Origin of the sequence: Nocardia sp. NPDC058176, assembly GCF_042883805.1 — a bacterium.
Taxonomy (GTDB): Bacteria; Actinomycetota; Actinomycetes; order Mycobacteriales; family Mycobacteriaceae; genus Nocardia.
The window spans coordinates 841030-854925 of record NZ_JBHVVA010000002.1 but is presented as its reverse complement, the minus strand read 5'-3'; the positions used below and the strand labels follow the sequence as shown (position 1 = coordinate 854925).

The following is a 13896-nucleotide window of genomic DNA, read 5'->3' as shown; positions in this document are numbered from 1 at the left end:
GATCGAATGGTGGCAAAGCTCAGACCGAGGCTCGGCGTCCGTGCCCGAATTCTGGCGATCGCGCTCGTGCCGAGTATGGCACTGCTCGTGGCAGGCATCGGCGCGGCCGGGTACCTGGTAGAGCAGGCCAGACAAGACAGCGACTGGGCGGCGCAGATGCTTGCCGCCATCCCGCCCACCAGTGAGCTGGTGGAGGCCGTCCACCAGGAGCGACATCTCACAATGACGTATCTGGCCGGTGACGACAGTGCGATGCCCGCACTGACAGCCGCTCGCGCAAAGACGAACAGCGCGTTCGCGCAACTGATCGACATGTCCGCCGACGTCCGCTCGGCTGCCCACACCGACATCGGCGACGATCTCGGAGGGTTCGCCGCGCTGGGCGAGCATCTCACCGGCATCCGGACCGCCGTCGACGCCCGCCAGCTACCGTCCGCTGACGCCTACGACTTCTACAACCGGATGCTCGACGTGGTGCGCGCAGGCGCTCAGATCGCCCACGACGCCGTACCCGACGCCGAGATCGGCAAAGAAGTCACTGAAGGCTTCCGCCTGTTCTATACCGCCGACGCGATGGCTCGCGCGCATACGTTGGCTTACGCCACCGTCACCGCGGGCGGTCAACCTCCGCTGACCCCGCAGGAGTTCCTGGACCAGGTGGGCTTCTACCGCACCATGGCCGGCACTATTGTCACCGAGCCCGGCACCAGCCAAGGCGAGACGATGAAAGCCATCATGGGCACCCCGGCCTGGGCGCAGCTCGCCGAGATGGAGAACGCAGTCATCGCACGGCTTCTCGCGCCTGCCGACTCCGGCACCGCACGGACACGAAGCACCGGTGAGGGCACCGAGGCACCACTGCCACTGTCGATGGAACAGTGGCGCAGCGCTGCCGGTGAGGTCCACCAGGACTTGCTTGAGGTCTACACCGGCCAGAGCCTGAACACCCAGGCTCTCGCCGAGCGCAAAGCGAGCGATTCAGCGCGCGCCTCGCTCTACGGCGGTGGTGGCGTGCTGCTGGTCAGCATCGCCGCCCTTCTCATCGCACTGTTCCTGGCCAACCGTGTCATCCGCAGGCTGAAACGGTTGCGTGACGAGACCATGTCACTGGCCGACGACAACCTGCCCACCATGATGCGGCGACTGCGGGCGGGCGAACGGATCGACCTGGCCGCCGAGACTCCGCGTCTGGATTACGGCGACGACGAGATCGGCGAAGTGGCCAAAGCGTTCGAGCACGCGCACGCCGCCGCCGTCGAAGCCGCGGTCGACGAGGCCCGCACCCGCGAGGGTGTCAAGGCGGTGTTCCTCAATATCGCGCACCGCAGCCAGGTCGTGGTGCACCGCCAGTTGGAGATCCTGGACGAGGCCGAGGCCCGGCAGGAGGACCCGGCCCTGTTGGAGACGCTGTTCAAGCTCGATCACCTCGCCACGCGCGAGCGCCGCAACGCCGAGAACCTCATCATCCTCGGCGGCGAGCAACCGGGACGGCAGTGGCGCCATCCCATTTCGCTCATCGACCTGGTGCGGTCATCGATCGCCGAAACCGTCGACTTCGCCAGAGTCCGGATCACGAAACTTCCCGACGTACACGTACCCGGTACCGTCGTCGCCGATCTCGTGCACCTGCTCTCCGAGCTCGTCGACAACGCTACTTCCTTCTCGCCGCCACAATCCAAAGTCGAGATCTCCGGCAACGTTGTCGGCCGGGGCGTAGTCGTGGAGATCAGCGACCAGGGCATGGGCCTGCCCGCAGCCGAACTGCAGCGGCTCAACGAGATGCTGAGTGATCCACCGGACTTCGGCCTCGCGGCACTGTCGGTGAACTCACGGCTGGGACTGTTCGTGGTGGCCCAACTCGGTCGGCGCCACGGCGTCACCGTGCGGCTGGCCGACTCCGACTACGGCGGCATCCGCGCCATCGTGCTCATCCCGACCACACTGCTGGCGACCCCCGACGCACCTCTCTCCCCCGTATTCGCCGAACCGGCAGGTCGGTCGTGGCATTCGACGGCACACGCCGAACCTCCCATGGCCTGGCCCACACCAGGTGCGGTGCTGACCGTCGCGCCGCCCGAACCGCCGCTGCCCCCGCCGACGCCTCAGGCAGCGGTCGGAACGACCCCCGACGGCAGGCCCGCGCTGCCCAAACGCACACGACAAGCGAATCTCGCTCCGGAACTGGCGAATCCGTCGTCGGCTACACCCGCGACCAGCGAGCGGGAACAATCGGCCGAACAGGCCAGAGACCTGATGTCGGCCATCGAGAACGGAACACGGCAGGGCCGCCGCGCGCAGCCCACCGACCAACAGAAAGGCGTGCAGTGACCGCTTCCCAACCCGGCGACCTCAACTGGCTCCTGGACGATCTGGTGGATCGGCTGGCCGGCGTGCGGCACGCGGTGGTCCTGTCCACCGACGGGCTGCTACTCGGCCGCTCCACCGCCTTCAGCCGCGAAGATGCCGAGCACTTCGCCGCCATGTCGTGCACCCTCTACGGTCTGGCGCGCAGCGCGGGCCACCGCTTCGACGGCGGCGGGGTGCGCCAGGCCGTGGTCGAACTCGACCGGGCCGTCCTGTTCGTCACCGCCGCCGGTGACAACGCGTGTCTGGCCCTGCAAGCGTCGGATTCGGCGAACCTGGGAATGGTGGCCTACGAAATGAACGTCACGGTGCAACGCGTCGGTATCTATCTGTCCACCCCGGCGCGCTTACCATGACACGCCAGGACAACTCGTGGTTCGACGACGCGGCCGGACCGTTGATCCGCCCCTACGCGATCACCCGCGGCCGCACCATGGGCGCAGCCCACGATCTGGACGTCGCCACGCTCGTCACCACCTCGGGACTCACGCATCGACCCAGGCCAGAGCAAGAATACGAGAGCATCATCGCGGTGTGCCAGGTGCCGCTGTCGGTGGCCGAAGTCGCGGCGAGTTTGCGGCTTCCACTTGCTGTGACAAAGATTCTCGTCGGCGACCTGATCGGCGAGGGACACTTGATCTTCCGGGCTCCGGTGCACACCGAGGCAGGCGCCGGCGATCTCAACATATTGCGAGCAGTACTCGATGGCATCAGAAGACTTTGATCCTGCGCCGCTCGACCCGCAGGAGGCCCAGCAGTTGGCCGCGTCGGTCAAGATCCTCGTCGCCGGTGGTTTCGGCGTCGGCAAGACCACGATGGTCTCGGCGATCAGCGAGATCGCGCCGCTGCGCACCGAGGAACTCATCACCGAGGTCAGCTCCGGTGTCGATGACCTGTCCGGCGTGGAGTCCAAGCAGACCACCACGGTCGCACTGGATTTCGGCCGCATCACCATCGATTCCGATCTGGTGCTCTACCTGTTCGGCACTCCCGGACAGGACCGGTTCTGGTTCCTGTGGGATGAGCTCGCGCGCGGCGCGCTGGGCGCTGTCGTGCTCGCCGACACGCGCAGGCTGGGCAGTTCGTTCGCGGCGGTGGACTACTTCGAACGGCGCGGGCTGCCGTTCATGGTGGGCGTCAACTGCTTCGACGGCGCACCCCGCTACGCCGAGCAGGAGGTGCGCGAGGCACTCGACCTCGACCCACACACCCCGGTGCTGCTGTGCGACGCCCGCCACCGGGACTCGGCGAAGAACATCCTGCTCACCCTCGTCTGGCACCTCATCGAACTGACGAGACGCAAACCCATTACTACCTGAACCACCACCCGTTCATCGAGGCGGCAGCGCACCGAGCGTCCGTAGGATCAGTCGCGATCTGACCTACTCCTCACTAGCCGCTGACGGCGATGAGGTCGTTTAACCCCGGTTGGCACCTACCCGCAATCACGGTGTCTTCTTTGGTGATTCACGCAAGCGGCTACTCTCGGTGCACGTGAGCCCCGCCCTGGCAAGAAGGATACCGATGCATGGCCGCACCCGCTCGCCGATCTCTTGTTGGTCGCGGCCGTCGTGGGAGTACCGGCGTTGGCCGTAGTCACGATCGACGCGGGCACTACCCGGCCTGCCACAGGCTGAGACGTGCGCTGAGCGCCTCGCGGACGAAGACAACCAGTACACGGCATCTCGAAACGCATAGGTCTAGACGCCGCAAGATCGTCAACAGGGTAGTCCGAACGATCCCAGCTCGTGAACCCACCGTCGCGAACTCGCCAGCGCATCGCTCAGCGCACCCAACTCAGATGCAGTAGTCGCCATAGAGGCGAATATCGATCTCAACCTGGCGAGACGGTGAATCGCCGAGGCCGCTGCCGGTTCTAGCCGAATAGCTGTCCGACGCGGCACCCCAGCCCGTCGAGCCCCTTTCTCAACAAGCCCGGCCAGAACCTCCGCCGATCAACGGAAGGCACGTTGAGCTCCTCACTGCGTTGAGTGCGCGGGCGATCCGCTGCTTGGATCGGGGTAAATGGTGTTGGGATGGTTCAGAGCTCGATCGGCACGGAGACGCCGGTGAGGGCTTCGGCTTCTGTTCACAGCCGTGCCGCTACCTGCTTGTCAGTCGCCGTGCGCGGCAGCTTTGCCGGGACGGGCGAGCCGACCATGCACCATCGGGGTCCACAGAAGGTGTCCGGGTCGGTTGCCGCACAGTCGTGGCTGCGCGCCGCCGGAGGCGTCCTGTGGGCGCACGCCTCGGCACATCATCACAGCCGGTGTATCGCCCTGCCCATCAAGAAGGTGCGGATGGGGTCGAGGGCATTGACGAGAGTACCGACCTGTCGCTTGTCCATCACGTTCCCCAGCACCGCGCGGTGAACGAGGTCGTTGATGTTGCGGAGCAGGTGTTCGATGGTTTGCTCACCGGTCGGCGTGGTGGGCAAATCTGTATCACCGCTGAGATTTCTGATCTTCGCGCGCGCGGCCGAGATGTCGGCCTGTGACATCCCCGCAAGTCGTGCGGCACAGCCACTCACCCGCGAGGTTGTACTGACGCGCTCGTAGCAGGTACACGCTCTGTTGAGCAGCAAGATCCGCACGTGGTCCGGCGGGCCCAGTGACGTGCCGAAGCGGTCCACGATGTCCTGGTCGCTCAGCTCGGCCTGGTCGGCGAGGTAGCGGGCGATCAGGTAGTCGCCGGGCCCCTGAAAGCGGAGAGCGCGAAGCAGTCCCGTGGCTTCGACCGGTTCACCGTCCACGAGCTTGAACAGAGCCTGGGCATCAACCTTGAGCTGACGGTTCTCGTGGTCATTGGTCCGGAACAGACGCAGGAGGTCGGTGCGGGTCTCGGCGAGTTCTCCGTCTTTCAGCTGGTCCGCGTACGCCAAGCTCACACCGGCCAGGCGAGCGACCAGCATCACGATGTCCGAGGTGTCGGCGTACTCCGGGTGCTCGCCCTTTTGCAGACGACGCAGCCCGAGCACAACCTCCCTGAGCGCGGCGATCTCGTCCTCGGGCAGATTGCCGATCATCGCCTCGGCGCGCGCACTGTGGAACTTCGACAACACGGCTCTCACACGTAGCCCGAGGCGCTCGCTGATCTGCTGGTCCCACCGCTTGATGCGGACGATCGCCTGGAGGTGCCGAGGTTCGTGCAGTGCACGATCAACCATCTGGCGGGTCTGCTCGGCGGTGTCACCGTCGCTGTCGTCGCTGATCTGCTGAAGAAGACGAACTCGTTCCGAGGCACTGTTTCCGTGGCCACCGGGCCCTTTGGCGAGGTGGCGATGAGCCTGCACTGCAACGTCGTTGATCTGCAACGCGGAGTTCAGGGCCTGGTGGTTCGAACTTGCATCGAGGCGAGCCCGAACGGTCTTGGCGCACTCGATGATCTCCCGCGCGTGCATGGCCATGTCCACGGGCCTGCCGGACAGCGTCTGCACCAGGACGAGGCCGGACTCGGCAAGTTCGGTGTCATCGTCGGCCATGGTTGCCGCGGCGAACCGATTACGAAGTTCGTCGGTGCCGACGGGCGCGGCGATGATCTTGTCGCGCCCCTCTCGATCGTAGTGTTCCTGCGCCCAGTGCCGAACGTTGTCGGGCGTCGTCATGCCGGGTGTGATGCGGTACCGCTCGGCCAAGGCCGCGCACACCTCGGCCCAGTCGCGAAAGTGCTTCCGAAATGTCTGCACGTGGATGCCCGCCTGCTTGGCCAACGCGGTCCTCGTCGGCTCGGTCAGGAAGCTGGAGCTGGCCTCGGAGCTGTTGGTGACCAAGGCGTGAGCGGCGTCCAGGATCTTCTCCCGGGTGTTGCGCTTGCGTGCGATGTCCGAATTTCGCGCGGTCGAATCCACCACTGCGCCCGGCATCCTTCCCCTGGATCGGCGCCAATGTGTGGCCAATCCACAGCATCAGCGCAGTGGTCGCGAGCCGACCTCGGAGTTCAGGACGTAGCGCCACTTTCGGATCTCGATCGTAGCTGTACATACGCCTACGCGGCAGTAATCTGAGGAATGCGGCAATCCGTGCGCCGCAAGAGAAGTGGCGCCTCCCGGTCCAGGGGAAACGCCACTGATGGCAACACGCCAGCTAGTTCTCCGACTCCCAGTCAAATCACCAACAGGAGGTGCGCGCTTGACAAAGCTTACGCCGGACAGGTCTCATTCCGGTAAAGATCGGTCGAACAATCCCGATGATGTCTCGTTCGACATCGTCATGCACGGGTCGTTTCGCTTCAGCGGCCGCAAGATGCTGAAGAAGCTGAAGTGGCCCACGATCGGGGTCGGCATCGTGCTGTGCATCCTGTACGGACAGCAGCTTGAAGTCGAGATCCGCCCCGGAGCTTCCACGCCGGTTCAGATCAGCACGAACCCGTAATACCCAGCGTCACTTCACCACCGAGGTAAGCAGAGGCCCCCAACCAAGTTGGGGGCCTCTGCTGTGCCGCCACCAGTTCGCGTGTTCCGACGCCACCCAATCCGCCAACGATTGCCGTAACCGCTCGGTCCGCTTCCCTCCACCACACATGCGGCGACCCTCCGCCGCATCGGTGGTCTAGTTCTTGACGTGCCAATCCTGCGCGCCTGCTCGCGCGCGGTCTGCCTCGGCGAGTTGCGACCAGCATGATTCCGGTGCGCCGATGACAGCGCCTTGGTTACGGCGAGCTAGTCCGCGCAACGCCGTCTTTCGCTCGTCGGCGTCGCCAGCCACGAGGATCGCGTGCGCGAGGAAGGCCAGCCCATCGTCTGCCGGGACCTGGGTCAGTGGGACTCGCGGCAGCTGTTTGGCAGCGGCGTGGAAGCTTGGAAGATCAAAATCGATGTCGACGGAGGGCACGCGGTAGTTCTTGATCAACTCGTACAGTAGGCGGAGAGGGCCGAGGAGCCACGTGATGACCAGCACCCCGGCACCCCACCACCAGATCGCAACCGACAGTTTCGGTTGGACGGAGTAAGTCTCCTTCCCTTCTCGCCACTGACGTACATAGTCGAGGGCGATCGCGAGTGCGCACGCTCCCAACGTCGCAGCCACGAACCAACGTAGCGTGACGAAGGCGGAATGCATGCTCATCGCCGAGAACACGACGATCGTCACCAGGTTGTTCAGCGCGGGCCGCCCCCAGGTCGCCCACGCGGACAACAACGCCGCGCTCAGGATCAGGACCGGATACAGCGCTGAGCGCGTCGCCAGCCAGGCATCGACCGTCTGCGCCCACCGGTCTCCGACGCCGACATTGGCCAGGACCTCCCCACACCAGAGGACAGGCGTCAACTCGAACCGGCGGGTGGCGATCACCGTCCACAACCACACCGACGCGAGCATGGGAAACACCCACTCGACCACGTCAGTGATGTTTACACCGATCGCGTCCTGGAGTGCTTGGAGGTTGGTCCGGGTGGCCTTGTCCGGGTTATGAGCCATAGAGGTTGCTCCCTTCAATCGAGCATCACGCTGCGGACTCGGCCAGACATCGAGCGGCTCGTCGAGCCAAGGAATCGACCGGCAGACTACCGTCGTGGAACTCAGATCACGTTGGCGCGTTGTTGATGCCGGTCCCGGGCTGCGGTGACGGCCCGATGCAGACCTCGCCGACGCTCGGCTTGAGCGAAGCCGGTCGCGGATCGCGCCCAGGTCGCGATGACGCCGAGTTCCCGGTGGGACCGATCTAATGCCCGCCAACGCTCAGCGACCGGTGGCGGGCTGCACGGCTGCGGCCTGGTCTGGCGGTGGTGAGTCGCCGGACAATCCGTCGGGGTGGGCGGCCCGCAGGTAACGCATCGCAGTGGTGACGCCCATCCCGAACACGGTGATCAGCGCGACTGGATCGGCGGTATGGAGCGCTTCGTCGAGGATCCGGTGCTCCCGCAGTTGGCGTGGTGTCAGGCCGATCGCCCGGAATCCGGCGCCCACGCCGTAGCGACTGACTGGGCCTGCTTGCACCGCCGCTGACACCTCGTTGCCCCTCAGCCAAGGGCGAAATCCACTTCGATTACTAGTCGGCCAGAGGAGATCCCCAGGTCGCCTGCGTTACCATCTTCGATGTGCCCCGCCTAGGGCACAAACCTGCGACGTCGTGGCTACGGGGCGTAGCGTGCGTCGATGCCTCCGGGAGTCCAGCGGAGCATTTACACGGCGATTGCGGTTGCCTCTCGCCACTCAGAAGTGCTGTGAGGGAAACACTTCGATGGCAGGCTGTTTCGTGTGACAGGGATAGAGGCTGGCGCCGCACGCGCTGCGGCGGGGGCTGCTACGGCCGCGATGAAGGGACTGTTTCGATGGTGGCGACCGAAGTCGGACTGGGCCTCCTTGGCCGGGCTTGCCGACGGCCTCTCCGCCGCAGTCGATCAAGCCGAAATGCAAGTCCAGCAGGAACTGCGTGCCGGGCAGGGGGCACTCATGCCCGTCAGGTTCACTGCCGCCGCGCATCCGCAGCTGGAAGCGGGGATCGATTCTGCCGAGGTCGACGAGATATCCACCTATTTCGACCTACTCGAACAGCCACGGCGGCTGGTCGTGCTCGGCGACCCAGGTGCTGGCAAGACCGTCGCAGCCACCTACCTCGTACGCAGCCTGATCCAACGGCGCAGCGAACTGCTTGCAGTGACCCGCCGAGCCGCTGAACCTGTGCCGGTCCGGGTCAACACCGCCGGATGGGACGGCGGGCAAGAATTCTCCACCTGGCTTGTCACCAGGCTGGGGGTGGACTATCAGCTGCGGGCCCACGTGGCCGAGAAGATGGTCAAGAGCGGGATGATCCTGCCCATACTCGACGGCCTCGACGAAATGGACGACGACACCACCAGCGGGAAACGTGCCAGAGCGCTGCTGGACCGGCTCAACGAACGCGAATGGGCACACCGCCCCGCCGTCGTGCTGTGCCGCAGTACCGAATTCGACCACCTCGCCCAGGCAGGCGGCGACAACGGCCTGCACGGCGCGGCCACGGTTATCCTCGACCCTCTCACCACCAACCAGCCCGCAGACTACCTCACCCGCTACCAGCACCGGATCAATGCCAAACACCCCGCCTGGAACCGGATCACCACCCATCTGCGCCAGCACCCCGACACCCCCTTGGCCGTGACCCTGCGCAACCCGTGGATGCTCGGCCTGATCGCCACCGCCCTGCACCGAACCCCGCAGACTACTACCGCGCTGCTCGACTGCACCACGCCCGGAGCTGTGCGCGATGGATTGTTCGCCGCGCAGATCCCCGCCGCCATCGCCGGTACCGACGACAACAAACAGTTCCGCGATTACACCAGCGACAACGTCGAGAAATGGCTCCACACGCTGGCTCGGCATCTCGAACACCGCCGAGCCAGCGGCCACAACGGCACCGCCATCCGCCTCGACGAAATCTGGGAAATCGCTGGCACCACCCGAATCCGCCTCCTCCACGGACTGGCCCTCGCACTCCTAGTTGGACTCATATACGGGTTAACGGGCTGGTTCGTGTTCGAGCTCATGGTCGGGTTCACAGGCGGGCTCGCGTACGAGTCCGCTAACAGGCTCATTGTCGGGCTAATTGTCGGGCTCCCGGTCGGGCTCGCGTTTGGGCTCACGGCCGGGCTCGCAAGGTTTCCCCGCGCCGCACGCATTGCTTGGAAAGTGCCCACCCGAACGCGGTGGCCGCGGGGACTCGCGTTCGGGCTCGCGGGCATGTTCATCGGCGTGATCCTCGGTGGGCTCACGGCCGGGGTCCCGGCCGGGCTCCCGGCTGGGCTCACGGCCGGGCTCACGGTCGGGCCTATATTCTGGCTCATGTTCGGGCTCATGTTTGGGCTCGAAACCGAGGCCGACGATCAGCTCGCTTTGGGAACGGATGCGCGACACCTGATTCGCAACGACCTGCAGGCAGCGCTCCTCTACGGAGCCATGGGGCTCTTGTTCGGGCTCGCAGCCGGGATCGCGTTCAGTCTCGGTGCCAAGTTGGCGGTCGGCCTCGCGGCCGGGCTCGCCTTCGGGCTGATGTTCGGGCTCCCGATCACGCTGCTGCGCGTGCTCGTCAGCGGCCGGTTCTTCCTGGCCGTGCTTCTGTTCAAGATCACCGGGGTCTTTCCGGGCCGTCCTGCCGTTCTCCTCGATTGGGCGCGCGACAGTGGCCTGCTTCGAGTCAACGCCACTGCCTACCAGTTCCGGCACCAGACCTACCAGCAGTGGCTCCTCCACCATTCCCGCGTTTCAGACTCGCCCCGTTCACCTGATGACGTATCTCCAGTTCCTACTGCCAGCTAGGGCAGAGCCGAGCGCGCATTGAAATGCACGAGGTCCGGCGGTCCGGTCATTTACCGTATGTGCTTCAGGTGAAGGTGCAAGGTACGAGGCCCGTCGGCACGGCAAGGGCGGAAGCGCCGCCCTCAACCTGACCCCACCCGCATACTTTTGACGCAGGCCTGGCGCGAACCTGCAGGCCGCCACCGACGATGACCCGACGCCCTGCGCGACGAACCCGACCGACTCGTGGGTTCCACCGCGCTGACCGTCCGACTCCGCCAGGCAGCCCGGGCGACTGCAACCCGCACAGCACCCGATTGGCCGTCCCCAACATGGTCGCTGGCCAACCGTCGTGGCTTGTCATCAAACCCGCCATTTATTGGCTGACGTGAACCAGCGCGGCCCACGCGGCCCAACGCAAGTAACTGACATCACAGCCACAACTGGCCCAGTTTCGGCGGATCTGCTGTTCAGCAGACTACTGAACCAACAACACCCCACACTGCCAACGTTGACAACGACATTCAACGCATGCTAAAGCATTGCGAGTACATGGAGTTACCCATGTGCTTGCGTGATCTCGGGGAGCTTTGCGTGGTGTCGGGTTGCTTGGGTCGTTCTTGAAAACGACATCCCTTAAGGTTTGGGCGTGAGCGATCATCATCACCACCATCACGATCATTCTGGGCCGATAGCCATCGGTGACACCGCGGCGCGGGTTGTCGTGGGGCTGTTGGCTGTCATCGGGGTGGTGGTTCTGATCGCCACGGTGATGTTGTGGCCCAGTGAGCAGCACGTCGAGATTCCGTTGCCGATGCAGACGGTGGCCGGGGAGGCGGTGCACACCGAGGCCGGGACGGTGGTGATGCAGGATGTGGGGGCCTGTGGGAGTCCGTCGAACGGGCGGGTGTTCGTCGATGCGCCGGAGGCGCCGCGGACCTCGGCCTATACGTGTCAGCGCAGCATCATCGACATCCGGTCGGGGCCGGACGAGGGCAAGAAGACGCTGTTCGAGATCGCGCCGGGGCCGGGGCAGCCGGATCTGCGCGCGGGAGACGACATCCGGATCGTGCGGGCGGCCGATCCGAGTGGCATCACGATGTACGGGTTCGAGGACTACTCGCGTGGGCTGCCGCTGACGCTGATCGGGCTCGCGTTCGTACTGGTGATCGTGATCGTGGCGCGGTGGCGGGGTCTGCGGGCGATCATCGGGCTCGGTTTCGCGTTCGCCGTCGTGGTGATGTTCCTGCTGCCCGCGCTGCTCGACAGCAAGCCCGCGATCCCCGTCGCGCTGGTGTCGGGAGCACTGATTCTCTACGTGGTCCTCTACCTCGCGCACGGGGTGAATCTGCGGACCAGTTCGGCGCTGCTCGGGACGCTCGCCTCGATGCTGGTCGCGGCGTTCCTGTCCTGGGTGGCGTTGGAGATCACCCACCTCACGGGCCTGTCCGAAGAGCAGAACACCAATGTGGCCACCTATATCCAGCACGTCAGCATCACGGGCCTGCTGCTGGCCGGGTTCATCATCGGTTCGCTGGGTGTGCTCAACGATGTGACCATCACCCAGGCCTCGGCGGCCTTCGAACTCGCCGCACTCGACGAGGGCGCCTCGCGCCGCGAGATCTTCACCGCCGCCATGCGCGTCGGCCGCGATCACATCGCCAGCACCGTCTACACCCTGGTGCTCGCCTACGCCGGTGGCGCGCTCCCGCTGCTGCTGTTGTTCAGCATCGCCGGACGGTCCATCACCGACGTGCTCACCGGTGACGCGGTGGCCATCGAGATCACCCGCTCCGCGGTCGGCGGCATCGCGCTCGCCCTGTCGGTGCCGTTGACCACCGCCATCGCGGTCATGCTCGCCCGGCCCTTCGGCGGCAAGGTGCCCGTCGCCCCGCCGCAGCGGGCACGGCACGCGCGCGACTGAGCTACTGGCCGGGGCCGGGGAAGCCCGGCAGCACCACCGGCGGCAGCGTCGGCACGACGATCGGCGGCAGGCCCGGCACCACGGTGTAGGTGTTCGGGCCCGGCGGCGGTGGCGCGGCGTCGGTGGGCTCCTCGGCCTGCTGGCGCACCGGCGGCGCGGCCACGGTCTCGTGCACGGCCTCGGTGGTGGTGACCGGCGCGGAAGTCGGCGTCGCGACGCTGGGCCTCGGTGGCGTGGTCGCCGGTACCGCCTGCGAGTCCTCGCTGGCCGAACCGCGCTCCAGCACCTCGGGGCCATAGCCGAGGCCGAGGCCGATCGCGGCGACGACCACCAGCGAACTCACCGTCAGGACAGCGGCATTGAGCTCGCGGCGCGAATGCGCGCGGTTGGTGAGGGCGCTGAGCGGACCGCGACGGCGGGCGGGCGCGGTCAGCCAGGCCGGAGTCGAATCGTGCTCCTCGCCGAGCGGCATGGCCACGGGTGCGGCGGCGGGTGCCTGCTGGACCTGCGCGGGCCTGGCCAGCAGCGCGGCGCCGCGGGCCAGCGCGGCCTCCGGCTCGCCGGGCACGATCACCGGAACACCGATCGTGCGCTCGAGCACCCGCGCGATCAGCGGAATCCGCGCGCCGCCACCGACCACTAGGATCGCCTGCACCGGATGCTGCGCGCGGATGATCACATCACGGGCCATCCGCGCCGACGACTCGATCGCCAGCATCATCAGCGCTTCGAAATTCTCCTGCGTGAGCAGCACGAGGCCCTGCTCGCTCGGCAGCGCCACCGCGTTGTTGTTCGACAGCTGCTCCTTGGCGGCCCGGCACAGCCCGTCGAGCGCGGCCAGGCCCGCCGGATCGGCCGGATGCGCGATCCGGCCCGAGGCGATCTGCTGCTCGCGGATCAGCGAATCCAGGTAGTCGCCGCTGATGTCGCTGATCCGCTCGCACTGGTAGACATCGCTGGTGCGCGCGTTCACCACACTCACCGTGAGACCCGAACTGCCCAGGTCGTAGACGGCCAGCGCCGACACCTCGCGCATATCGCTGGTCGCGTGCGCGAAGTGCACGGCGGCCACCGCCTCGGGCACGAGCTGGTAGTTGGTGAGCTGGCGGCGCGCCATCGCGGCGCGGATCGCCCTGGCCTGCGGCTCGCTGCGGAAGGTGATGGTGGTCGCGGTGATCTCCGGAGACGCGGTCAGCGCGCCGGCGATCACATCCGCGGCCGCTTCCTCGGCCTGCTGCTCCGGCATCGAAATCGACTGCAGTTCGAACGAATACGGCGCATGATTGCCCTGGGGACCGCCGAGTTGCGGGCGCGCGAGGCGCACCGAGCCCGCCCCCACCGAAACTCCCAGAACCGAACTCATCAGCTGCCCATCTCGTTCCCTACTGCACGACATGC

The 13896-nt window shown here is 66.1% G+C and carries 11 protein-coding genes; 7 read left to right on the top strand and 4 right to left on the bottom strand.

Features of this window, described 5'->3' with window-relative positions; all coding sequences use genetic code 11:
• Positions 1-9 precede the first annotated feature (9 nt).
• The 4 genes from ACFVVM_RS16500 to ACFVVM_RS16485 are packed head-to-tail and all read left to right on the top strand — an operon-like array spanning position 10 to position 3683.
• Positions 10-2328, top strand: a complete 2319-nt coding sequence (locus ACFVVM_RS16500) for a nitrate- and nitrite sensing domain-containing protein (protein WP_387618365.1) — start codon at positions 10-12, stop codon at positions 2326-2328.
• Entirely contained in the window at positions 2325-2720 is a 396-nt protein-coding gene (locus tag ACFVVM_RS16495; protein ID WP_387618361.1) for a roadblock/LC7 domain-containing protein, read from the top strand. Before ACFVVM_RS16500 ends, ACFVVM_RS16495 begins: the two co-directional genes overlap by 4 nt.
• Positions 2717-3088, top strand: a complete 372-nt coding sequence (locus ACFVVM_RS16490) for a DUF742 domain-containing protein (RefSeq protein WP_387618358.1) — start codon at positions 2717-2719, stop codon at positions 3086-3088. Before ACFVVM_RS16495 ends, ACFVVM_RS16490 begins: the two co-directional genes overlap by 4 nt.
• Positions 3069-3683, top strand: coding sequence for an ATP/GTP-binding protein (locus tag ACFVVM_RS16485; protein WP_387618355.1), 615 nt, complete (start codon positions 3069-3071; stop codon positions 3681-3683). The genes ACFVVM_RS16490 and ACFVVM_RS16485 overlap by 20 nt, the downstream gene beginning before the upstream one ends.
• Before the next feature lie 941 nt (positions 3684-4624).
• Here ACFVVM_RS16485 and ACFVVM_RS16480 read toward each other — a convergent pair.
• Positions 4625-6211: a hypothetical protein gene (locus ACFVVM_RS16480; RefSeq protein WP_387618352.1), complete on the bottom strand. Its 1587-nt coding sequence runs from the start codon at positions 6209-6211 to the stop codon at positions 4625-4627.
• 280 nt (positions 6212-6491) lie between these two features.
• On the opposite strand from ACFVVM_RS16480, the gene ACFVVM_RS16475 reads away from it, so the two are divergent.
• Entirely contained in the window at positions 6492-6734 is a 243-nt protein-coding gene (locus ACFVVM_RS16475; protein WP_387618349.1) for a hypothetical protein, read from the top strand.
• Between the two features lie 177 nt (positions 6735-6911).
• On the opposite strand, the gene ACFVVM_RS16470 is transcribed toward ACFVVM_RS16475, so the two are convergent.
• Together ACFVVM_RS16470 and ACFVVM_RS16465 are read right to left on the bottom strand one after the other, a co-directional pair.
• A complete protein-coding gene (locus ACFVVM_RS16470; protein WP_387618347.1) occupies positions 6912-7778 on the bottom strand; it encodes a hypothetical protein in 867 nt (288 codons plus the stop codon).
• Positions 7779-8039: 261 nt separating this feature from the next.
• Positions 8040-8297, bottom strand: a complete 258-nt coding sequence (locus ACFVVM_RS16465) for a hypothetical protein (RefSeq protein WP_387618344.1) — start codon at positions 8295-8297, stop codon at positions 8040-8042.
• Between the two features lie 318 nt (positions 8298-8615).
• Here ACFVVM_RS16465 and ACFVVM_RS16460 point away from each other — a divergent pair, with 318 nt between their 5' ends.
• Positions 8616-10595 carry an NACHT domain-containing protein gene (locus ACFVVM_RS16460; RefSeq protein WP_387618341.1) on the top strand — a complete coding sequence of 660 codons (1980 nt, stop codon included), beginning with the start codon at positions 8616-8618 and terminating at the stop codon, positions 10593-10595.
• 628 nt (positions 10596-11223) lie between these two features.
• Complete coding sequence (locus ACFVVM_RS16455) at positions 11224-12498, top strand: YibE/F family protein (RefSeq protein ID WP_387618338.1); 1275 nt, start codon at positions 11224-11226, stop codon at positions 12496-12498.
• Position 12499: 1 nt separating this feature from the next.
• On the opposite strand, the gene ACFVVM_RS16450 is transcribed toward ACFVVM_RS16455, so the two are convergent.
• Positions 12500-13861 carry an Hsp70 family protein gene (locus ACFVVM_RS16450; protein WP_387618335.1) on the bottom strand — a complete coding sequence of 454 codons (1362 nt, stop codon included), beginning with the start codon at positions 13859-13861 and terminating at the stop codon, positions 12500-12502.
• Positions 13862-13896 lie beyond the last annotated feature (35 nt).

Coding starts and splice junctions, on each gene's coding strand:
- ACFVVM_RS16490 (WP_387618358.1), top strand. CDS start 2,717: ATGACACGCCAGGACAACTCGTGGTTCGACGACGCGGCCGGACCGTTG.
- ACFVVM_RS16485 (WP_387618355.1), top strand. CDS start 3,069: ATGGCATCAGAAGACTTTGATCCTGCGCCGCTCGACCCGCAGGAGGCC.
- ACFVVM_RS16470 (WP_387618347.1), bottom strand. CDS start 7,778: ATGGCTCATAACCCGGACAAGGCCACCCGGACCAACCTCCAAGCACTC.
- ACFVVM_RS16460 (WP_387618341.1), top strand. CDS start 8,616: ATGAAGGGACTGTTTCGATGGTGGCGACCGAAGTCGGACTGGGCCTCC.
- ACFVVM_RS16450 (WP_387618335.1), bottom strand. CDS start 13,861: ATGAGTTCGGTTCTGGGAGTTTCGGTGGGGGCGGGCTCGGTGCGCCTC.